General features: G+C 67.4%; 16 protein-coding genes. 14 read left to right on the top strand and 2 right to left on the bottom strand.

Annotation, left to right across the window (positions count from 1 at the left end; translation table 11 throughout):
- Nucleotides 1-69 precede the first annotated feature (69 nt).
- The 3 genes from F9288_RS13525 to F9288_RS13515 are packed head-to-tail and all read left to right on the top strand — an operon-like array spanning nucleotide 70 to nucleotide 3424.
- A complete protein-coding gene (locus F9288_RS13525) occupies nucleotides 70-1392 on the top strand; it encodes a UbiD family decarboxylase (RefSeq protein ID WP_217482523.1) in 1323 nt (440 codons plus the stop codon).
- Nucleotides 1389-2000 carry a UbiX family flavin prenyltransferase gene (locus F9288_RS13520; RefSeq protein WP_174837268.1) on the top strand — a complete coding sequence of 204 codons (612 nt, stop codon included), beginning with the start codon at nucleotides 1389-1391 and terminating at the stop codon, nucleotides 1998-2000. Before F9288_RS13525 ends, F9288_RS13520 begins: the two co-directional genes overlap by 4 nt.
- On the top strand, nucleotides 2000-3424 hold the full coding sequence (locus F9288_RS13515) for an aldehyde dehydrogenase family protein (RefSeq protein ID WP_174837267.1): 1425 nt from the start codon (nucleotides 2000-2002) through the stop codon (nucleotides 3422-3424). The genes F9288_RS13520 and F9288_RS13515 overlap by 1 nt, the downstream gene beginning before the upstream one ends.
- A 43-nt stretch (nucleotides 3425-3467) precedes the next feature.
- Here F9288_RS13515 and F9288_RS13510 read toward each other — a convergent pair whose 3' ends face one another.
- Complete coding sequence (locus F9288_RS13510) at nucleotides 3468-5045, bottom strand: S10 family peptidase (RefSeq protein WP_174837266.1); 1578 nt, start codon at nucleotides 5043-5045, stop codon at nucleotides 3468-3470.
- Between the two features lie 319 nt (nucleotides 5046-5364).
- Between F9288_RS13510 and F9288_RS13505 the strand changes: the two genes are divergently transcribed.
- The 8 genes from F9288_RS13505 (at nucleotide 5365) to F9288_RS13470 (ending at nucleotide 15062) form a co-directional block, all read left to right on the top strand.
- Nucleotides 5365-6450 (top strand): AraC family transcriptional regulator, encoded by a 1086-nt coding sequence (locus tag F9288_RS13505; protein WP_174837265.1) that lies wholly within the window; start codon nucleotides 5365-5367, stop codon nucleotides 6448-6450.
- Between the two features lie 331 nt (nucleotides 6451-6781).
- Nucleotides 6782-7225: a Rid family hydrolase gene (locus tag F9288_RS13500; RefSeq protein WP_174837264.1), complete on the top strand. Its 444-nt coding sequence runs from the start codon at nucleotides 6782-6784 to the stop codon at nucleotides 7223-7225.
- A 79-nt stretch (nucleotides 7226-7304) separates the two neighbouring features.
- Nucleotides 7305-9638, top strand: a complete 2334-nt coding sequence (locus F9288_RS13495) for a TonB-dependent receptor (RefSeq protein WP_174837263.1) — start codon at nucleotides 7305-7307, stop codon at nucleotides 9636-9638.
- 180 nt (nucleotides 9639-9818) lie between these two features.
- Nucleotides 9819-11153, top strand: coding sequence for an MFS transporter (locus F9288_RS13490; RefSeq protein WP_174837262.1), 1335 nt, complete (start codon nucleotides 9819-9821; stop codon nucleotides 11151-11153).
- Nucleotides 11143-12798 (top strand): thiamine pyrophosphate-binding protein, encoded by a 1656-nt coding sequence (locus F9288_RS13485; RefSeq protein WP_174837261.1) that lies wholly within the window; start codon nucleotides 11143-11145, stop codon nucleotides 12796-12798. The genes F9288_RS13490 and F9288_RS13485 overlap by 11 nt, the downstream gene beginning before the upstream one ends.
- A complete protein-coding gene (locus F9288_RS13480; protein ID WP_174837260.1) occupies nucleotides 12795-14105 on the top strand; it encodes an NAD(P)/FAD-dependent oxidoreductase in 1311 nt (436 codons plus the stop codon). The genes F9288_RS13485 and F9288_RS13480 overlap by 4 nt, the downstream gene beginning before the upstream one ends.
- On the top strand, nucleotides 14098-14769 hold the full coding sequence (locus tag F9288_RS13475) for an aspartate/glutamate racemase family protein (protein WP_174837259.1): 672 nt from the start codon (nucleotides 14098-14100) through the stop codon (nucleotides 14767-14769). Before F9288_RS13480 ends, F9288_RS13475 begins: the two co-directional genes overlap by 8 nt.
- Nucleotides 14766-15062 carry a putative quinol monooxygenase gene (locus F9288_RS13470; protein WP_174837258.1) on the top strand — a complete coding sequence of 99 codons (297 nt, stop codon included), beginning with the start codon at nucleotides 14766-14768 and terminating at the stop codon, nucleotides 15060-15062. The genes F9288_RS13475 and F9288_RS13470 overlap by 4 nt, the downstream gene beginning before the upstream one ends.
- On the opposite strand, the gene F9288_RS13465 is transcribed toward F9288_RS13470, so the two are convergent.
- The gene (locus tag F9288_RS13465; RefSeq protein ID WP_174837257.1) at nucleotides 15047-15535 is read right to left on the bottom strand and encodes a MarR family winged helix-turn-helix transcriptional regulator; all 489 of its coding nucleotides are present in this window, start codon (nucleotides 15533-15535) and stop codon (nucleotides 15047-15049) included. The genes F9288_RS13470 and F9288_RS13465 overlap by 16 nt on opposite strands.
- 109 nt (nucleotides 15536-15644) lie before the next feature.
- Between F9288_RS13465 and F9288_RS13460 the strand changes: the two genes are divergently transcribed.
- Genes F9288_RS13460 through F9288_RS13450 form a run of 3 tightly spaced genes read left to right on the top strand, consistent with a single transcriptional unit; the run spans nucleotide 15645 to nucleotide 20061 of the window.
- Nucleotides 15645-16424, top strand: a complete 780-nt coding sequence (locus F9288_RS13460; RefSeq protein WP_174837256.1) for a cyclase family protein — start codon at nucleotides 15645-15647, stop codon at nucleotides 16422-16424.
- A 5-nt stretch (nucleotides 16425-16429) separates the two neighbouring features.
- A complete protein-coding gene (locus F9288_RS13455; RefSeq protein ID WP_174837255.1) occupies nucleotides 16430-18559 on the top strand; it encodes an indolepyruvate ferredoxin oxidoreductase subunit alpha in 2130 nt (709 codons plus the stop codon).
- Nucleotides 18559-20061, top strand: coding sequence for an indolepyruvate oxidoreductase subunit beta family protein (locus tag F9288_RS13450; RefSeq protein WP_174837254.1), 1503 nt, complete (start codon nucleotides 18559-18561; stop codon nucleotides 20059-20061). Before F9288_RS13455 ends, F9288_RS13450 begins: the two co-directional genes overlap by 1 nt.
- The last annotated feature ends 70 nt before the right edge of the window (nucleotides 20062-20131 follow it).

Genomic DNA, 20131 nt, shown 5'->3' with positions numbered 1-20131 from the left:
ATTATGGCGTGCGGTGATCCCCTCTGCTTTAAACCCGCGATCGAAAGCCGATGAATTTTCAAGGAGCGGATGTTGCGGGAATTCCTGGCCGATCTGGATGCGCGGGGCGAGCTTCTCCATGTCGACCGCACCGTCGAGCCGCGCCACGAGCTTGCGGCGATCGCGGTCGCGGCGCAACGCGAGGGCGAGGAGGCGCTGCTGTTCCATTCCGTCGCCGGCTCCGATTTTCCGGTGGCGATCAACCTCTACGGCAGCCACGCGCGGCTGTGCCGCCTGATCGGCGCCGAGGGGCTGAGCTTCGCGCCGCGCTGGCTGGAGCTGCAACGCCAGGCGATGGCGCCGATGACCAGGACGGTGGAAAGCGACGAGTTCCGCGAGTGCCGGCTGAGCGACCTGCCGCTCATCACCTATCACGCGCGCGACGGCGGGCCGTATTTCACCTCCGCCATCTATGCCGCGAAGGAGCCGGATACCGGCGCGATCAACCTTTCGTTCCACCGCTCGATGTTCATCAGCGACGAGGAGCTGCGCGTGCGGCTCGGCGGCACGCACGACCTCACCCGCTATCAGGCGAAGGCGGAGGAGCGCGGGCAGCCGCTGGAGGCCGCGCTGATCCTGAGCGCGCCGCCGGAGATCTTCCTCGCCGCCTGCACCTCGCTGCCTTACGGCGAGAGCGAGCTGGGGCTGGCCGCCAATCTGCGCGGCGGGCCGGTGCCGATGCGCAAGTGCCGCACGATCGACATGGAGGTGCCCGCCGAAGCCGATATCGTCGTGGAGGGCCGCTTCCTTCCCCGCGAGCGCCGCGACGAGGGGCCGTTCGGCGAGTTCATGGGCTATTATGTCGAGGTCGGCCCGAACCATGTGTTCGAGGTGACGGCCGTCACCTGTCGCCCCGGCGCGACGATGCACGGGCTGGTCTGCGGATCGACCGAGGACCTGCGCCCGCTGGAGGCGGCGACCGCCGCGCGCATCTACGAGCATGTCTCGAAGCAGGTGCCCGGCGTGATCGACGTGAGCTGCCGGCCGAACGTGATGATCACGATCATCCGCCTGAAGAAGCAGTATGAGGGTCATGGCAAGCACGCGCTGCTCGCCGCGCTCGGCTCGCACCTCGATTACAACAAGGTGTGCATCGCGGTGGACGAGGACGTCGACATCTACGACCTCGACGACGTGATGTGGGCCTATCTGACACGCGGGCGGGCCGATACGCGCGCGATGATCCTCAACGACATCCCCGGCTTCTATCGCGATCCGCACAAGGACCATTGGGGCCGCCTCATCATCGACGCCACCGCGCCGTGGGGCCGCGAGGCGGAGTTCGTGCGCAAGAGCGTGCCGGGCGCCGACACGATCGACCTCGCCGCCTGGCTGCGCACGCCCCGTCGATGAGCGCCGCGCCGAAACGTCTGGTGGTCGGGATCAGCGGTGCGTCGGGTGCCGTGCTCGGCCTGCGCCTGCTGGAGGCGCTGAAGGGCAGCGAGGTGGAGACGCATGTGATCGTCTCCCCCGCCGGCCGCCGCACGCTTCAGGAGGAGGCGGACGCCACCATCGAGCATGTCCGCGCGCTCGCCACCTGCCTCTATCCGCACGGCGATATCGGCGCGGCGCTGGCGAGCGGGTCGTTCCGCACGATCGGCATGGTGATCGCCCCCTGCTCGATCCGCACGGCGGCGGAGATATCGACCGGCATCACCGCCTCGCTGCTCAGCCGCGCCGCCGACGTGACGCTGAAGGAACGCCGCCGGCTGGTGCTGATGGTGCGCGAGACGCCGCTCCATACCGGGCATCTCCGGATGCTCACCGCCCTTTCGGAAGCGGGCGCGATCATCGCCCCGCCCGTCCCCGCTTTCTACGCCCGGCCCGGCACGGTGGACGACATCGTCCGCCACAATGTCGGCCGCGTGCTCGACCTGTTCGACATCGACGTCGGCTGGGCGAGCCGCTGGCGGGAAACCACCCGACCAATCGCACAAGCAGAAGAACCGGAGTCCGAGTGATGAGTGAACTTCAGGCGCGCAATCCGCGCACCGGCCAGATCGACTATCGTTTCGAGGCGGACGACGCCGCCGCCGTCAATGCCGCCGTGGGCAAGGCGCGGGCGGCACAGGTCGGCTGGGCGCAGAGCGGCATCGCCCACCGCGCCGAGGTGCTGCACAAATGGGCGGCGCAGCTCCAGCGCGACATGGAGAAGATCGCCACCGCGCTCTCGATCGACACCGGCCGCGCGCGCATCTCCCATGAAGAGGTCGATGCGATCGGCCATATGATCCACGGCTATGCCGAGCATGCGGAGAAGGTGTTCGCGCCGGTGTCGCGCGCGTCGGGCGCGCCGGATATCGATTTCGAGCAGCAATATGTGCCCTATCCGGTGGTCGGCGTCATCAGCCCGTGGAACTTCCCGATGGTGCTGTCCTTCTTCGACGCGCTGCCGGCGCTGATGGCGGGCTGCACCGTGGTGGTGAAGCCGAGCGAGGTGACGCCGCGCTTCGTCGAGCCGCTGGTGGAATCGATCCGCGCGGTGCCGGAACTGGACGGCGTGATCCAGGTGGTGCGCGGCGACGGCGCGACGGGGCAAGCGCTGATCGCGGCGGTGGACCTGATCGTGTTCACCGGCTCGATCCCGACCGGGCTGAAGGTGGCGCAGGCCGCGGCGCAACGGCTGATCCCCTGCTTCCTCGAACTTGGCGGCAAGGACCCGGCGATCGTGCTCGCGGGCGCGGACCTCGATCGCGCCGCCACCTCGATCCTGCGCAGCGCGGTCTATAACACCGGGCAGGTCTGCTACGCGATCGAGCGCGTCTATGTCGCCGAGAAGGTGCATGCGGAATTCGTGCGCCTGCTGGCGGAGAAGGCGGCGGCGCTGGCGCTCAACTATCCCGACATGGGCCGCGGCGAGATCGGCCCGTTCATCTTCGAGCGACAGGCCGGCATCGTCGCCGGCCAGCTTCGCGACGCCGAGGCGAAGGGCGCGCGGATCGTCACCGGCGGCACGGTCGAGGAGCATGACGGCGGCCTCTACATGCGCGCCACGGTGGTGGACGGCGCGACCCACGACATGGAGCTGATGACCGAGGAGACGTTCGGCCCGGTCGTGCCGGTGATGGCGTTCGATACCGTGGACGAGGCGGTGCGCCTCGCCAACGACACCCGCTACGGCCTGACGGCGGCGGTGTTCGGCCCGACGCCGGAGGAAGCGACCCGCGTCGCCGCCCGTGTCAACGCCGGGGCGGTCAGCATCAACGACACCGACCTGCCGCGCGCGATCACGCTCGACGGCGAGAAGATGGCGTTCGGCATGTCGGGCATCGGCGGCTCGCGCTACGGCGCCTCCACCATGATGCGCTACGTCCGCAAGAAGGCCCTCATCCGCAACCACGGCGAGGTGAAGCCGCTCGCCGTGCTGTCCGAAGAGGACGCCTGATCCGGTTCCGGCGCCCGCCGTTCCGAGCGGGCGCCGGGATCGTTCATTCCGGGCGCTTGGTGACGAACGCCCGGACATCGGCGGAAAACTGCTTCAGCACATCCTCGTCCGAATAGGATATGTGCCCCGAAGCGAAATAACGATATTCTATATTCTTCTGGAGATCGGCCGGGATCGGCAGGTGGTTCATCTCGAACCAGCCCTGATAGAAGGGCGTCACCAGATCGAAATAGCCGCCGCTGACCATCACCCGCAGCTTCGGGTTGAACGTCATCGCCCGCGCGAGGTCGGTCATCACATTGGTCGCGCCCCTGATCGCGGGCGAGCGCGCGACGCGGTGGTTCATGTCCCAGATCGCGAAGCCGTTGAACTTGGGCTTGAACGACACCGCCGTCTCATATTTCAGCTCGCGGCGGACATAATCGTTATAGACCGCGACATATTGCGGCGAGACGGTGACGTCGAACGGGTCGTAGCCCGCCGCCTTGGCGAGACTGTCGATCTGCGGCCCGGCCACGCGTCCGTCCAATCGGCTGACCGATTGCCCCTTGTCGGCCAGCAACTGCTGCGCGAACTGCCCGCCCTCGATGCGAAGGTCCGATTTCAGGATGTAATCGGCGGGCAAGCCGATGAAGTCCGACAGCTTCTCCGCCATCGCCCGCCGCGCCGCCGGATCGAGCGCGTTGCCCCGCTGAAGCGCCAGCAGATAGTCGGTATTGGCGAAATCCTCGGCCTTCCGGAGGAGCGCGTCGAGGTCCATGCCCGCTCCCGCCCGCGCGCGATGATGATGATAAGCCGTCGCCGCGAAGCTGGGCAGCGCAACGACATAGGCCTGATCCGCGCCCGGATTGACGGCGGGCGTCTCGATCTCGAGATCGAAATTCAGGATCTGCGATAGCTGGATCATGCCATCGACCTTGATCTGGTTGACGGCCTGAAGATCGTTGGCCAGCGCGCCCGAGCGGGTCGTGCCATAGCTTTCCCCGAAGATGTATTTCGGCGACGCCCAGCGATCGTAGGTCGTCAGGAAGGCGCGGATGAAATCGCTGAACGCGAACACGTCGGGATCGACGCCGTAGAAGGCCATCGGGTCTTTCCCCGACACCCGGCTGAACCCGGTGCCCGGCGCGTCGATGAACACGAGATCGGAGGCGTCGAGCAGGCTATACTGGTTGTTCACCGTCACCGGGCTGTCGGACGGATTGCCCGGCGTGCGCGGCAGCAGGATGCGCTTCGGACCGAACGCGCCCATTTGCAGCCAGAAGGTCGCCGACCCCGGCCCGCCATTGTAGAGGAAGGTGATCGGGCGGTCGGCGGACGGCGCGCCGTCCCTGAAATAGGCGATGTAGAACATCGACGCCCTGGTCGCGTCGGGGCCGTTCTGTTCGGCTGAATAATCGTGCGGCGGACGCGGATAGACGTCGATCGTCCCGGTATGGGCATGGAAGTCGATGCGCTTGCCGCCGATCGTGACGGCTCCCGCCGACACCGCCACAGCGCCGGGCCCACGCTCCTGCGTAGCGGCGGCGGATGCGGCGGTGGCACGCGCCTGCGCCGTGCCGGCGAGCAGCGCGGCTGTCAGCGCAAGAGCGATGCCCGACCGGCGTGGAACGAGTTTCATTCGGCTGATACCTCCCGCAATATTGACGACGGCACGCCGCGCGCGCCGATCGCGACAGGCTACAGCCAAGGTGGGAGGGATGAAGCTCGCGGATTTTGGCAGTCGGAAGTCCCGTTTAAGCGATCGGCAGAACGCGCGACAATCGACCGCCCCGGCGCCATCGCTCGCCGCCAGCCGCGCACAAAGTTACTGACAGCGCGAAGCGGATCGCCTAGCCTGCCGGCAATCGGCCATTGCCCTTGCCACCACTGGAGCCGTCCCCCGGACGGGAAGGGACAAGCCTCCACCAGAGCCAGAGGATGTCTTGACCGGGCCAGCCATGACCGAACCTCTATTCCGGACGGCGCTCACCGGCGAGAATTCGGGCCTGCGCGACGCCTTCCGCGTGATCCGGTCGGCGCGATGGACGGGCGAACAGGTCATCGATCCGCCGCACCGGATCATGGGCGCGCGGGTGCCCGTCTCCCACGATGCGCGCGAAGGCTATTGGGACTTGTGTGCGGACGGTCCGGTGGATGCGCCCGACCTTTTCACGGTGGTCACGCGCGCCGATTACGCCACGGTGCGCGAGGAAGCGGTCGTGCCGGAGGGCCTGTTCGAGATCCACCTTCAGATCGAAGGCCCGACCGCGCTCGACACCGCCGCGTCGGGCGACGGCGCGCCGGAGCGGTTGTTCGATCAGCCCGCGCTGATCCTGTGCCAGGCTGGCGCGCAGGCCGGCTATCAGGTGCTGTGCTCCGCCGGGCCGCGCAAGCTGGTGAGCCTGTATATAGAGCCGCGCGTGCTGACCGACCTGTTCGGGCTGCCGATCGAGCAGCTCGGCCCGCTGGCCCGCCAGCTCCTGCAACCGATCCGGGCGGAATCGTCGGTCGTCGCGGTGCCCGCGCGGCTGCCGCTGCTCGGCGCGGTCAAGTCGCTGACCGAGCACCGGCCGTTCGACCGCCACCGTTTGCAGATGATCCGCGCCAAGTCGCTCGAAATCCTCTGCGACGTCGTTGACGAGCTGAGGACGATCGATTCCGCCCCTTTCGCGCTGACGCTGACCGCGTCCGAGATCGATATGCTCGAACGCGCTCGCGAAATCCTGAAGCGCGACATCGAGAATCCGCCAACCATCGCCAGCCTGGCGCGCGCGGTGGGCACCAACACCGACAAGCTGAAGCGCGGCTTCAAGCTGCTGTTCGGCATGACGGTGTTCGAATACAGCCTGCATTGCCGGATGACCGAGGCCCAGCAGTTGCTGGCGCGGGGGCTGTCGGTCAAATCGGTGGCGGTCGCGGTCGGCTATCGCCATCAGGCGAGCTTCGCCACGGCGTTCCACAATTTCTTCGGTTTCACCCCTTCCTTCGTATGGAAGGGAGCGGCGCGCGAGGCCGCAGCCGATCCGGCCGGCGGGATGGAATAAGCCGCCACCGCCAGGACAAAACCGGCGTGACGCCGGCTGGTTTCAGATGTAACGGAATCGGCGTAAGGACGGGCGCGACAACGCCGCGTCGGGCCGTTCCGCCGCCGCCCGCGAAGCGATCGCGCGCCATTCTGCCGATTGCTTAAGCGGGACTTCCGACAGCCAAACCCCGCGACCTTCCGCTCATTCGCTTTGCGTGTAGGCTCGATCCTCACGAGCAAAACGCCCCACAGAGCCGAGAGGAAGATCGCGATGGCGCGAAGCCAGACCGAACCGTTGCCCCTGACCGATCGCCGGCGCACCCGGTCGCGCGCCGGGGATGCGTTCTGAGATGACGGAACAATCGACCTCGGTCGCGCTCGAATCCGCCGCCCCGCACAGCGCGCGAGGGCGTGGCCGCGAGGTGGTGCACCCCTCGCTCGCGGCGGCGCATCTGGCGTTCCATGTTCCTTCCGCATTCGTCGCCGGCTCGACCGTCTATCTGACCGGCGTGATCGCCGTCTGCCGCCAGGGCGACGACCGCGCCGAAGGATTTCGCAACGCTTTCCGGCAGATCGGCGAGGTGCTCGAAGCGAGCGGCGCGGGCTGGGACGATGTCGTCAAGCTGACCTCCTTCCATCTCGATATCGGCGCGGACATCCGCGTCATGGCCGCCGTCAAGGACGAGTTCTGCCGCAAGCCCTATCCGGCCTGGTCCGTGATCGGCGCCGGGTCGCTCGCGAACCCCGACGGAGTTTGCGAGATCGAAGTGGTCGCATGTGTTTCCCCGGGATGAACCCGCCCCGGCCCGCAAGGCCCGGAATAAATAAATATAATCAATATCATAGAAACCTAACTCATGGGAGGATTGGGCGATGCACGATCGCGACATCCGTAAGAAACTGAAGTTCACGCTGCTTGGATTCTCCGCCTTCAACGCCGTGGCGGTGCTGGCCTGTTCGCCAGCCTATGCGGACGAGACGCAGGCGGCCAGCGCGACGGCGGCCGGCACCGGTCAGACCGCCGCCGTGCCGCAGGACATCCTGGTAACCGCCAATCGCCGCAGCGAAGCGGTCAACAACATCCCGTCCGCCGTCGACGTCCTGAGCAGCCAGAAGCTTCAGGATTTCGCCGTCACCACCCTGAGCGACGTCGGCAAGATCGACCCCTCGCTCGCGCTCCAGACCTATGGCGCGGCGCAGCAGAATCTCATCATCCGCGGCGTCGCCTCCACGGTCGGCCAGACCACCGGCATCTATCTGGACGAGACCCCGCTGCTCGGCGGCTACAACTCGAACGTGCGCGGCGACGGCACGCCGGGCCTGCGACTGCACGATATCGAGCGGATCGAGGTGCTGAAGGGTCCGCAGGGCACGCTGTTCGGCGCGATGTCGATGGCGGGCACGCTGCGCGTCATCACCCGCAAGCCCGACCTGGAAGAATTCGGCGCCACCGAGAATCTCGAGGTGGCCGGGGTCAGGGGCGGCAATGCGTTCCTTGCGGGCGATGCCGCCGTCAACCTGCCGATCATCAAGGACCGGCTGGGCATCCGCGTGGTCGGCTGGACCGAGCAGGGCGGCGGCTTCATCGACTGGCAGGGGCTGCAAGCCAATCACCGGAACGTCAACGACACCCACATGTTCGGCGGGCGCATCATCGCCACGCTGAAGGTGACGGATGATTTCGACATCACCGCCTCGGTCAATCATCAGAAGACCAGAGTCGACGGGACGCAGGGCTTCCTCGAAAGCGCCGGCGCCTATAACGCGCCTTTCGCCACCAACGAGATCTACGAGGATCTCTACAACACCTATAACGTGACGGGCACGTACAAGAGCGCGATCGGCGATTTCATCGGCGTGTTCACGCGCACCGACAAGCACACCGTCTCCCCCCACGACACGACGCCGACCGCCAGGGGAAAAGGCATCAATTATCCCGCCTCCTATGTGGGCAATATCGACTATACCGCGACCACCGGGGAATTGCGCTACGTCTCCCACTTCTCGGGGCCGTTCCAGATGGTGGCGGGCGGCTATTACCAGAACGACGACAATTTCGCCGACGGCAATACGATCCTGACCGGGGCGGACGGCAACGCCCCTTGCTACACGGATACCGAATGCAAGGCGAAGGGCCTCGTCAATCCCGGCTCGAACCTGTCCGGCACGCTCCACAACGTCGTCCTCTATTCGAACACCGTCGATATCCGGACGAAGCAATATGGCATCTACGGCCAGGCCGATCTGAAGCTGCTGCCGAACCTCACCCTCACCGCCGGCATGCGCTACATGAGCGCGAAGCTGAACGACGTTTCCTATGCCGTGCAGGACATCTCCGGCGCGTGCGGCTGGGTGCAGGGCTGCGTCACCACGCCGCGCCAGACCTTCAACGGCGGCGGCAGGCAATCGCAGAAGACCTATAACTTCGCGGTTCTCTACAAGCCGACGCCGGACATCAGCCTCTATGCCCGCGCGGCGTCCGGCTTCCGCCTCGGTGGGGTCAATACCTCGCATTTCTCCGCGCTGGCCTATGGCGACGACAGCATCCCGCTGCTCTACAACCCGGACTCGCTGTGGAACTACGAAGGCGGCGTGAAGGCCTATCTGCTCGATCGCAAGATCTATCTCACCGCCTCTTATTACCATATCGACTGGACCAACCAGCAGTTGCAGGCCCAGACCGCTACGGCGTTCACCTACACGCTCAACGCGGGCAAGACCCGGACCGACGGCGTCGAGGTGACGGCGCAGATCGACCCGGCCAAGGGCTTCAGCCTCACCGGCGCGGTGAATTACGTGAATGCGCGTCTGGCCATGCAATTGCCCGACGACATCGCGCGCACCGGCAATCCGGGATACAAGGGCGATCCGATCCCCTTCACCCCGCGCTGGACCGGATCGCTCACGGCGCGATATGAGTTCGACCAGGGCAAGGAGCTCGTTCCCTATCTCCAGGGCGGGCTGACCTATCGCGACCGCACGCAGAGCACGTTCAACAGCCACGACAATTTCTACACGGTACTGCCGTCCTATGTCCTGGTGGACCTGAAGGCCGGCGTGCGCGCCGGGCGGCTGGACGTTTCGGTCTATGCCGAGAACGTCACGAACAAGGTGGCGTACATGGGCGTCTACAACAGCCTCGACGGGCCGAAGATCTATCCGGCAAGCCCGGCCCGCTACGGGATCCGGCTCGGCGCGAGCTTCTGACGCATTGCGGCGGCGCCTCTCACGATATGCCCCGGCCCGACCGGCGCGGGGCATGACGCGGGAGGCGTTTGCCGTCGCCTGTTCCCCGTCAAACGCGCTATCGGCGCAGACAGGCCGGCGGGCACGGCGGTTGGCCGCGGCGCCGGCTCCGGTCACCTCATCAGGAAAGCGGCCCGCGCCATGATTCCAGTTTCCAGCACCGCGCAGGACTATGCCGGCAAGCGGCCGAACTGGCTGGTGGCGACGGTGCTGTTCATGTTCGCCTATCTGATGTCGTTCATCGACCGGCAGATCCTGTCGATCCTCATCAACCCGATCAAGCACGACCTGAACATCGACACGACGCAGTTCGCGCTGCTCACCGGCTTCGCCTTCTCGTGCATCTTCGGGCTGATCGCCTTCCCGATGGCGACGCAGACCGACAAGCGCAATCGCCTGCCGATCATCCTGGTCTCGATCATCGTGTGGAGCAGCGCGACGGTCGGCTGCGGCTTCGCCAATTCCTTCGCGGAGCTGTTCGTGATGCGCGCATTGGTCGGCGCCGGCGAAGCGGCGCTGGCCCCGGCGATGCTCTCCTATCTCGCCGACTATATCGAGGAACGCCGCCTCGCGGGCGCGATCGGGGCATTTTCCTTCGGGTCGTTCCTCGGCGCGGGCTTCTCCTATCTGCTGGGCGGCTATCTCCTCAGCCTGCCGGGCGGATCGCCGCTTGACGGATATGAGGTGTGGCGCGTCGCCTTCATCGCGGCGGGGCTGCCCGGCTATGTCATCGCGGTGCTGATCGCCCTGTTCCTGCGCGATCCCAAGCGCAGCGCCGAGACGCGCGCGATGGCGGCCGCGCGCAAGATAGCGGCGCCGCGCGTATCGGCGATCCGCGTGTTCCGCGATCGCTGGCAATTCTTCTGCATGATGATGGGCGGCTATACGATGCTCGCCTGCGTTCTCTACACCCTGCTCGGATGGAGCGCGGCGCTTTATTTCTCGCGCTTCCAGATGCCGGCGGAGGTGGTCGGCCGCGACGTCGGCATCTGCTTCGCGCTGGGCGGCGGGTGCGGCGCGCTGTTGAGCGGCGCGATCGCCAACCGGCTCTATCCGCGCTTCCGCACCGCCGCGCCTTATATCGTCGGTGCGGTGTCCGGGCTGCTGGCGGCGGGGCTGGTGCTGGGGTCGCTGTTCGCGCCGAGCTATGGGCAGTCGATGGTGCTGCTGTTCTTCGGCACCTTCTTCGCCGCCATGTCGATGCCGTCGGAGAACAGCTCGCTGCAAATGGCGGTGGAGCCGGAGCTGCGCGGCCAGTTCTCCGCCGGGCTGCTGTTCGTCAACAACGTGATCGGCCTGTCGATCAGCTCGTTCCTGGTCGGCTATCTTGCGCAGCATGTCTTCGCCGATCATGGCGGAATCTTGTGGGGCGAGGCGGTCGTGATCGGCCTGTGCGGCATATTCGGCCCCTTGCTCGTGTGGCGCGCCTGCCTGCGGCGCGAGCATCCGGTGGCGGGAGTGGCTTATGCAGCATGAGGGACAGGAATTGACCGGCGCGAAGCTGCTCGCGGACCTGATCCGCCGCGCGACTGCCGGGCCGATCTTCCATGTACCGGGCGAGGGCGTGCTGGAGCTGATCGACGCGGTAGAGGGCGATGGCGAGGCGAGCCGCCTCGTCACCTGCCGGCACGAGAATGCGGCGGTGACGATGGCGGGCGTGTCGGGCGCGATGCGCGGCGCGCCGGGCGTGTGCCTCGTCGGACGCGCGCCGGGCGCGCTCAACGCCGCGCTCGCGCTGCATAGCTGCCGCACCGACGAGACGCCGGTGCTGCTGGTCGTCGGCGACTGCATCGCGCATGACACCGGGCGGGACGTGATGCTGGGCGACGAATTGGCCGGCACGCTGCGCGCGATCACCGGCCACGCGGTTTATTGCCCCGCGGCCGACCGGATCGAGGAGACGTTCGCCGCCGCGCTCAACGCCGCGATGCTGCCGCGCATGGGCGTCGGCGTAATGGTCGTGTCCGACAATGCGTGGCACGAAGCCGTCACACCGCGCCCTGCCCGCGCCGAAGGCTGGCCGCTGATCGCCGCGCCCGAGATACCCGCCGCCGATGCCGAGCGGCTGATCGCGCGGATGCAACGCGCGGCGAAGCCGGTGTTGATCGTCGGCGGCGGCGCGTGGAGCGATGCCGATGCGTCGGGCCTGCGCGCCGCGCTGGAGCGGCTGGGCGTGCCGGCGGTTTCCGCCTATCGCTTCAACGATATCCTCGCCGACGACAGCGCAGCATCTGCCGGCGAGATCGGCATCGGCGCGGACCCGCAATTGATGGCCGCGCTCGACGAGGCGGATTTCGTCTTGCTTGCAGGCGCGCGGCTGTCCGAGATCAATACCTTCGCGCCCGGCAGCTTCCAGGGTTTTCGGCTATTCAATGCGGGCGAGCGCTTCATCGCCGCCGTCTCGACCGATCCGGCGGACGCGTTCAGCGCCTATCCGGTGGACCGCGCGACGGGCGGCCGACCGGCATCGGTGGTCGCGCTGCTGAACCGGGTAGAAGCGCGCGCCGGATGGGGCGCATGGCAGGCCCGGCTACGGCGATTGCGCAAGGATTATACCGCCATCCCCGGCCCGCTGGAGCCGGGCGATCCCCGCGCGATCGCTGAGGTGGTGAACGCCCTCGTCCCCGCTGCTGCGGCGTTCACCGTCGGCGCGGGGCGTTATGCGCATCTGCCGCAACGCTATCTCACGACCGCCCGGCCGCAACGCTATTTCGGTCCCAAGAGCGGGGCGATGGGCTATGGCCTCCCCGCCGCGATCGGCGCGGCGATGACCGACCGGAGCGCGCGCGTCCTGTGCTTCGCGGGCGACGGCTGCTTCGCCATGTCGGGGTTCGAGCTGGCGACCGCGCGGCTCTATGACGCGAACGTCACCTGCATCGTCTTCAACGATTCGCGCTTCACCGCGATCGCCGCCAACCAGCGGCGCCATTTCGGCCGGACGGTCGGCACCGATCTCGCGCCGATCGACTTCGCCGCGTTCGCCGCCAGCATGAGCGTGCCTGCGCGCCGGGTGGAATCGCTGGAGGATTTCATGGAGACGCTGCGCCATTCCGCCGCCACGCCGGGGCCGTTCGTGATCGAGGTGCCGGTGGACAACGACGGGCGCTGCTTCGCCCGATGACCACGGTCTGCGTGATCGGCGCGGGCATCGCCGGGCTGTCGGCCGCGACCCGCCTGAAGCGCGCCGGATATGACGTGACCGTGTACGAAGCGCAGGCGACGGTCGGCGGCCGCGCGGCGAATTGCGAACGCGAGGGGATGCGCTTCACCAGCGGCGCCAACATCTTCTACGGCTTCAGCCCGGCGATGCGGACGCTGCTCGCCGACAACGGGCTGAGCCACATCACGCGCCGCCTGCCGCGATTGCAGGCGCGCTGCATCGCCGAAAGCGGGCAATGGTCGGTCGACATGACCCCGACGCCGCAATTCCTGACCAGCCGGGACTTCTCGGTCGCGGACAAATTCCGGCTCGGCCGGTTCATGGCGGGAATCGTGCTCGGCGCGCGCGGATCGGACGGCGACGACGCCTGCTCCACGCTTGCCCATGACGGCGAGACGTTACGCGCCTTCTGCGAGCCGCGCATGGGGCGCGTGCTGACGGAGAAGATGGTCGGGATCGTCTATCGCTCGGCGCGCGGCATGGCGCTGGACGACATCTCCCCTTCCACCTTCATCAGCATGATGCGCGCGCTCGCGTTCGACCGGTCGGTGATGGCGATCGACGGCGGCATCGGCGCGATCACCGCGAAGCTGGGCGAGGACGCGGGCGTCACGATCGGCGTAAGGGTGCTCGACGTCGCCGAACAGGCAGGCGGCTGCACGGTGACGCTGGCTGATGGCGAGTCGCGCGGGTTCGACCTCGCGATCGTCGCGGTGGAGGGTAATCGCGCCGCCGGCCTTGTCTCGACCTTGCCGGCGCAGGAACGGGCGTTCCTCGACAGGGTGACCTATAACGCCACCATCTACTGCCATTGCCTGTTCGCTGGCGCGCATCCCGGCGGGCAATGGTTCCTGTCCGGCCCGCGCTTCCCTTGGATTTCCGCCGCCAAGGTGTCGGCGGTGACGGACGATGGCCAGCCAGCGACGCACGTCACCCTGACGGTCGCGCCGGAGATCGTGCAGCGTTCGGGCGTGGATATCGCCGACGACGAAGTGCTGGACTATTGCCTCGCTGACATGCGCGGCCTGTTCCCCGCGCTGCACGCCGCACCTAAGCGTTGGTTCGTGCAGAAGATCGCCAGCAAGACGCCGCTGTTCATGCCGGGCTACGGGCAGGAAGCGTTGCGGTTCCGCGCGTTGCAGGAGGCGTCGAAGCGGCGGGTGTTCTACGCCGGCGACTATCTCTACCAGCCCCTACTCGGCGGGGCGGCGCTGAGCGGCGCGCGGGTCGCCGATCATATCTCGCGGCATTGGCCCGATCATGGCTGACCTCGGCGTCATCGTCGCCAATTCGAGCGTCCCGCGTGTGCCGGGCGAAATCGGCGATGCGGCGTCGATGCCCGAAGGCACGCTCTACGAGGCGATCGCCTTCCAGGATTTCCTGCGCGAGATGCGCGAGGGCCTCCTCCCCTCGTCGCTCGACGCGTTGCTACGCGCCCGCGACATTTTGGTGGCGTGTGGGGCGCGATGCATCGCCACGTCCTGCGGGATGCTCTGGCCGTGGCAGGCAAGGCTGGAGGCCGACAGCCCGGTGCCGTTCGTCAGTTCCGCCCTATGCCTGCTCGACCACCTGCGGGCGCAATACCCCGGCGGCGTGGGCGTCGTCAGCGTCGAGCTGGGCTTCCTGCCCCTATGGCGGCGCACGTTCGGCGAGCGGATCGAGGGGGTCGCCTTCCACGGACTGGGGGGCGACCATTATCTCTATCGGGCACTCACCGGCGCGGTCCCGTGCGACGCTTTCTCGCCCGATATCGCGCGGGTGGAAATCCTCCGCGCGATTACGGATTTCGTCGCGCGCTCTCCTTCGATGGAGGCGATCATCCTCGAATGCACCAACCTGTCGCCCTATCGCGACACCATCGCCGATGCGGTGCGATTGCCGGTCCATGATATCTTCTCCGCGATCGACCACGCATCATCGGGGGTTGCATGAAGGGGCCGCTCCACGCCTTCGATTACCGCTTCCTGCCGCTGCCCGGACAGATGGACGCGCTGGTCGAGGCGCTGCACGCACTGGGCGCGGAGATGATCGGACGGCCAGGGCTGATCGGCGTCCAGATCCTCGTCGATCGCGAGCACGACGCCTGCTATTTCGTCGAGAAATGGACCTCGCCCGAAGCGCGCGCCGAAGCCGGAGCCGTGCTGCCCGGCGAACTCGGCGCGGCGATGGCCCTCTCACGTGAAAAGCCACGGGCGACGGAATTGATCTGCTACGACATCGCCTGATCCCCCAGATTGGCGTGAAGCCGCTCCAGCAGGTCGACCAATCGGTCGAAATCGCGCGCGGACAGGCCGTCGATCGTCCGGGCATAGACCGGCGAAGTCGCGGAACGCGCCTCGGCCAGCTTCTCCTCGCCCGTCGCGGTGAGCTTCACCATCGTCACCCGTGCATCCTCCGCGCTGGGGCCGGCCTCGACCAGCCCGGCGGTCGCCATGCGCTGGACGATGCGGGTCATGGTGGAGAGCGGGATCACCGCCGCATCGGCGAGATCGCGCACGCCGCGCGGGGAAGCCTCGCCGAGGATCATCAGCACGCGCCAGTAAGGGATATCCAGCCCGATCGCGCGCAATCGCGGCTCGATCACGCCGTTATAGCGGCTCACCAGCCGGTTGAGCAGGAAGAAAGGATATTTGCCGACGCGGAATGCGGTGGTGCCCGGATCGCCCAGACCCCGGCTGTCGGCAGGCTGCTTTTTCATGCGCTGCGCATATCGCCGTGACCCACCCGCCGCAACGCTGTCAATTTAGTTGCACATGCACGTTTTTTCGGGCAATGTTCGACTCGAAACAGCCGACAGGAGAGGAACCATGTCGCTCGCCACGCTCACCCAGTTCGCGCAGGCCGTCGCCAACGGCTCGATCCGCACCGTCGACCTGACGCAGATGCTGTCGGAGGACACGCCGCTCCTCGTCCTGCCAGAGCCGTTCGGCCAGACCGCCGCGTTCAGCCGCGAGGAGATTTCGCGCTATGACGAGCGCGGCGTCGCCTGGTATTGGAACAACTTCACTGTCGGCGAGCATACCGGCACGCATTTCGACGCGCCGATCCATTGGGTGACGGGCAAGGACCTGCCGGCCAACACCGTCGATGCGATCGCGCCGGAGAATTTCATCGCGCCCGCCGTGGTGATCGACTGTTCGGCCGAATGCGCGGCGGACGCCGATTTCGTCCTGACCCGCGAAGTGATCGAGGCGTGGGAGGCGAAGCATGGCCGCATCCCGCCGCGTAGCTGGGTGCTGTTCCGCACCGACTGGTCGAAGCGCGACGTGGACGCCTACACCAACCGCCGTGAGGACGGCGCACACACGCCGGGGCCGGACCCGGAGGCGTGCCGCTTCCTGATCGAGGAACGTGACGCGCACGGCTTCGGCGTGGAGACGATCGGCACCGATGCCGGTCAGGCACATCTGATGGACCCGCCCTATCCCGCGCACACCCTGTTCCACGGCGCGGGCCGCTATGGCCTGCAGTGCCTCCAGAACCTCGACCAGCTTCCGCCGACCGGCGCGGTGATCGTCTCAGCCCCGCTCAAAATCGCGGGCGGCTCGGGTAGTCCCTTGCGCGTGCTCGCGCTGGTCGCGGAGTAACGGAAATGGCCGAACGCTCGTTCAAGAAAGAGGTCGAAAAGCTCCGTCTCGGCGCGGGCGAGACGTTCGAGGGCGAGGGCATCCTCGCCGTCACCAAGGCGTTGTTGCAAGCGGGGGTGGCCTATGTCGGCGGCTATCAGGGATCGCCGATCAGCCACCTGATGGACGTGTTCTCGGACGCCGATCCTTTGCTGCGTGAGCTTGACGTCCATTTCGAATCCAATGCCAACGAGGCGGCGGCGGGCGCGATGCTCGCCGCATCGGTCAATTATCCGCTGCGCGGCGCGGTGGCGTGGAAATCGGTGGTCGGCACCAACGTCGCCTCGGACGCATTGTCGAATCTCGCCTCGGGCGGCGTGACCGGCGGCGCGCTCGTCATCATCGGCGAGGATTATGGCGAAGGCTCCTCGATCATGCAGGAGCGCACCCACGCCTTCGCGATGAAGTCGCAGATGTGGCTGCTCGATCCGCGCCCCAACCTGCCGACGATCGTCGAAATGGTGGAAACCGGTTTCGAGCTGTCCGAAGCGTCGAACACGCCGGTCATGATCGAGATGCGCGTGCGGAGCTGCCACATGACCGGCAGCTTCGTTGCGAAGGACAACAGGCGTCCGCCGCTGACGGTGGGGCAGGCCGCCGCCAATCCGCGCCGCGACCTGGAGCGCATCGTGCTGCCGCCCGCGAACTTCCTCCACGAGATCGAGAAGATCGAGCGGCGCTGGCCCGCCGCGCTGAAGTTCATCGCCGAACGCCGCCTCAACGAATGGTTCGGCCCCGAGCGCGACGAGATCGGCATCATCGTGCAGGGCGGGCTGTTCAACACGCTCAACCGCGCGCTGGAGCTGGCGGGCCTGTCCGACGCCTATGCCGCCTCGAAGCTGCCGATCTATTGCCTCAACGTCGTCTATCCGCTGATCCCGGATGAGGTGCGCGCCTTCTGCGCCGGCAAGAAGGCGGTGCTGGTGCTGGAGGAAGGGCAGCCCGAGTTCATCGAGCACGAACTGAACACGCTGATCCGCAAGGCCGATCTCCAGACGCGCATCGTCGGCAAGGATGTCATGCCGCGCGCGGGCGAATATTCAGGGCAGGTGATCCGCGATGGCGTGATCGCCTTCCTGCAAGCCTGGGCTCCCGATCGCGCTCCGACGGCGCCGCTCCCCCCCGCCCCGCCCGAGCCGGAGCTTGCCGGCAACGTCCCCCCACGCCCGGCGGGGTTCTGCACCGGCTGCCCGGAGCGGCCGATCTTCTCCGCGATGAAGCTGGTGCAGCGCGAGCTGGGCGAGCTGCATGTCTCGGCCGATATCGGCTGCCACCTGTTCTCGATCCTGCCGCCGTTTCACATCGGCAACACCACGATGGGCTATGGCCTCGGCACGGCGGCGGCCTCCGCGTTCAAGCCGGAGGGCAAGCGCGCGGTGGCGATGATGGGCGACGGCGGCTTCTGGCACAACGGCCTCACCTCCGGCCTCGGCAACGCGGTGTTCAACCAGGACGAGACGGTGACGATCGTCGTCGACAACGGCTATTCGGCCGCGACCGGGGGGCAGGACATCCTCTCCTCCCGCGCGCGGAACGATACGCGCGCGACCAACCATCCGATCGAGCAGGCGGCGCGCGGTATCGGCGTGAAATGGGCGCGCACGCTGCCGCGCACCTATGACGTGGCGCGGATGCGCGACACGTTGCGCGAGGCGCTGACCACGAAGGACAAAGGCCCGAAGCTGATCGTCGCGCAATCCGAGTGCATGCTGAACAAGCAGCGCCGGATCAAGCCGCTGCTCGCCAAAGCGGCGAAGGAGGGCAAGCGCGTGGTGCGCGAGCGGTTCGGCGTCGATCCCGACACCTGCACCGGGGACCATGCCTGCATCCGCCTTTCCGGCTGCCCGTCGCTGAGCATCCAGCCCAATCCCGATCCGCTGCGGCAGCACCCGGTGACGCATATCGACAATAGCTGCGTGGGCTGCGGCAATTGCGGCGAGGTCGCGCATGCCGCAATCCTCTGCCCCTCCTTCTACAAGGCGAGCATCGTCACCAACCCGACCGGCCGGGACCGTTTCAAGGCGCGGCTGCGCGGGGCGGTGATCGGCTGGCTGCAACGGCGGCAGGCGCGCAGCATCGCCGCGAGGGCTTTCTGATGGACCTTCCCTTTTCGCTCGACCGCGATCGCATCACCATCGCCATCCTCGCGCTCGGCGGCGAGGGCGGCGGCGTGCTGGCCGAATGGATTCAGGAGGTCGCCAGCCGCAACGGCTATATCACGCAGGGCACCTCCGTCCCCGGCGTGGCGCAGCGCACCGGATCGACCGTCTATTATATCGAGATGATCCGGCGCGGCGCGGGCGGCGCTAACCGCCCCGATCCGGTGCTGGCGATGATGCCGGTGCCGGGCGACGTGGATATCGTGATCGCCTCCGAATTGATGGAGGCGGGCCGCGCGATCCTGCGCGGCTTCGTCAGCGAGGACCGCACGACGCTGATCGGATCGACCCACCGCGTCTATGCCATTTCCGAGAAAGCGGCGCTGGGCGACGGCATCGGCGCGGGCGCCCGCATTCTCGACGCGGCCGAGCGGCGGTCACATCGCTTCATCGGCTTCGACATGGCGGCCGCCGCCTCGGCCTCAGGGAGCGTCATCAGTTCGGTGATGTTCGGCGCGCTGGCGGCGAGCGAAAGCCTCCCCTTCCCGCGCGACGCGTTCGAGGAAGCGATCCGCCACGGCGGCAAGGCGATCGAAAGCAACCTCAAGGGCTTCGGGCTGGGGTTCGATCGCGCGCGTGACGGCGATCCGGCGGCGGCGGTCCCGGCCAGTCCGCCCGCGCCGACCACCGAGGCGGGCCGCGCCCTGCTCGCCCGGATCGAGGCGGAACTGCCCGAGGCGGCGCGCCCGATCGCGATCGAGGGCGTGCGGCGACTGATGGATTATCAGGACCGCGCCTATGCCGATCTTTATCTGTCGCGCCTCGCGCCGATCGCGGCGCTGGACGACGATGGACGCATGACCGGCGAGGCGGCGCGTTACCTCGCGCTTTGGATGGCCTATGAGGACACGATCCGCGTCGCCGACCTCAAGGTCCGCGCCACCCGCAGCGCGCGCGTCGCGGCGGAGGTGCGGCTCGCGCCGGATCAGGTGATGACCGTCACCGAATATATGCACCCGCGCCTGCGCGAGGTGTGCGAGACGATGCCCGCCGGGATCGGCGCGTTCATCCTGCGCAGCCCGCGCCTGTCGCGCTGGCTGGAGCCGCTGTTCCGACGCGGCCGGCATGTCGAGACGACGGGGCTGCGCTGGTTCCTGACATTGCGCCTGCTGGCATCGCTCCGCGCGATCCGCCGCTCGACCTTGCGCTATCGCGAGGAGCAGGCGCGGATCGAGGAGTGGCTGGCCTTCGTCCGTGACACCGCCCGGAGCGATCGCGCGGCGGCGACCGAATTGCTCGCCTGCCAGCAGCTCATCAAAGGCTATTCCGACACGTTCGAGCGCGGCCTCGCCAATTTCGGGACGGTCATGGACGCGGCGCGGCCATTCGCGGGCCACCCCGATGCGGCGGAACGTATCCGGACGCTGCGCGAGGCGGCGCTCGCCGATGAGAACGGCAAGGCGCTGGCCTGCGCTGTCGCGTCCGACCGCGCCGCCTGATCGTTCAATCCGGAAGCGCGCTCAAGGCTGTTCCGCGCACAAGCCGCTCGCGCCAACACGACAATTCGCG

The organism is Sphingomonas sp. CL5.1, from assembly GCF_013344685.1.
In the GTDB taxonomy this organism is placed as follows: Bacteria; Pseudomonadota; Alphaproteobacteria; order Sphingomonadales; family Sphingomonadaceae; genus Sphingomonas.
The sequence above is the reverse complement of the archived record's forward strand: the minus strand, read 5'-3'. Positions and strand labels throughout refer to the sequence as shown.

Excerpts from the sequence above, each read along its gene's own strand:
- F9288_RS13525 (WP_217482523.1), top strand. The coding sequence starts at position 70 with ATGTTGCGGGAATTCCTGGCCGATCTGGATGCGCGGGGCGAGCTTCTC.
- F9288_RS13520 (WP_174837268.1), top strand. The coding sequence starts at position 1,389 with ATGAGCGCCGCGCCGAAACGTCTGGTGGTCGGGATCAGCGGTGCGTCG.
- F9288_RS13515 (WP_174837267.1), top strand. The coding sequence starts at position 2,000 with ATGAGTGAACTTCAGGCGCGCAATCCGCGCACCGGCCAGATCGACTAT.
- F9288_RS13510 (WP_174837266.1), bottom strand. The coding sequence starts at position 5,045 with ATGAAACTCGTTCCACGCCGGTCGGGCATCGCTCTTGCGCTGACAGCC.
- F9288_RS13505 (WP_174837265.1), top strand. The coding sequence starts at position 5,365 with ATGACCGAACCTCTATTCCGGACGGCGCTCACCGGCGAGAATTCGGGC.
- F9288_RS13500 (WP_174837264.1), top strand. The coding sequence starts at position 6,782 with ATGACGGAACAATCGACCTCGGTCGCGCTCGAATCCGCCGCCCCGCAC.
- F9288_RS13495 (WP_174837263.1), top strand. The coding sequence starts at position 7,305 with ATGCACGATCGCGACATCCGTAAGAAACTGAAGTTCACGCTGCTTGGA.
- F9288_RS13490 (WP_174837262.1), top strand. The coding sequence starts at position 9,819 with ATGATTCCAGTTTCCAGCACCGCGCAGGACTATGCCGGCAAGCGGCCG.
- F9288_RS13485 (WP_174837261.1), top strand. The coding sequence starts at position 11,143 with ATGCAGCATGAGGGACAGGAATTGACCGGCGCGAAGCTGCTCGCGGAC.
- F9288_RS13480 (WP_174837260.1), top strand. The coding sequence starts at position 12,795 with ATGACCACGGTCTGCGTGATCGGCGCGGGCATCGCCGGGCTGTCGGCC.
- F9288_RS13475 (WP_174837259.1), top strand. The coding sequence starts at position 14,098 with ATGGCTGACCTCGGCGTCATCGTCGCCAATTCGAGCGTCCCGCGTGTG.
- F9288_RS13470 (WP_174837258.1), top strand. The coding sequence starts at position 14,766 with ATGAAGGGGCCGCTCCACGCCTTCGATTACCGCTTCCTGCCGCTGCCC.
- F9288_RS13465 (WP_174837257.1), bottom strand. The coding sequence starts at position 15,535 with ATGAAAAAGCAGCCTGCCGACAGCCGGGGTCTGGGCGATCCGGGCACC.
- F9288_RS13460 (WP_174837256.1), top strand. The coding sequence starts at position 15,645 with ATGTCGCTCGCCACGCTCACCCAGTTCGCGCAGGCCGTCGCCAACGGC.
- F9288_RS13455 (WP_174837255.1), top strand. The coding sequence starts at position 16,430 with ATGGCCGAACGCTCGTTCAAGAAAGAGGTCGAAAAGCTCCGTCTCGGC.
- F9288_RS13450 (WP_174837254.1), top strand. The coding sequence starts at position 18,559 with ATGGACCTTCCCTTTTCGCTCGACCGCGATCGCATCACCATCGCCATC.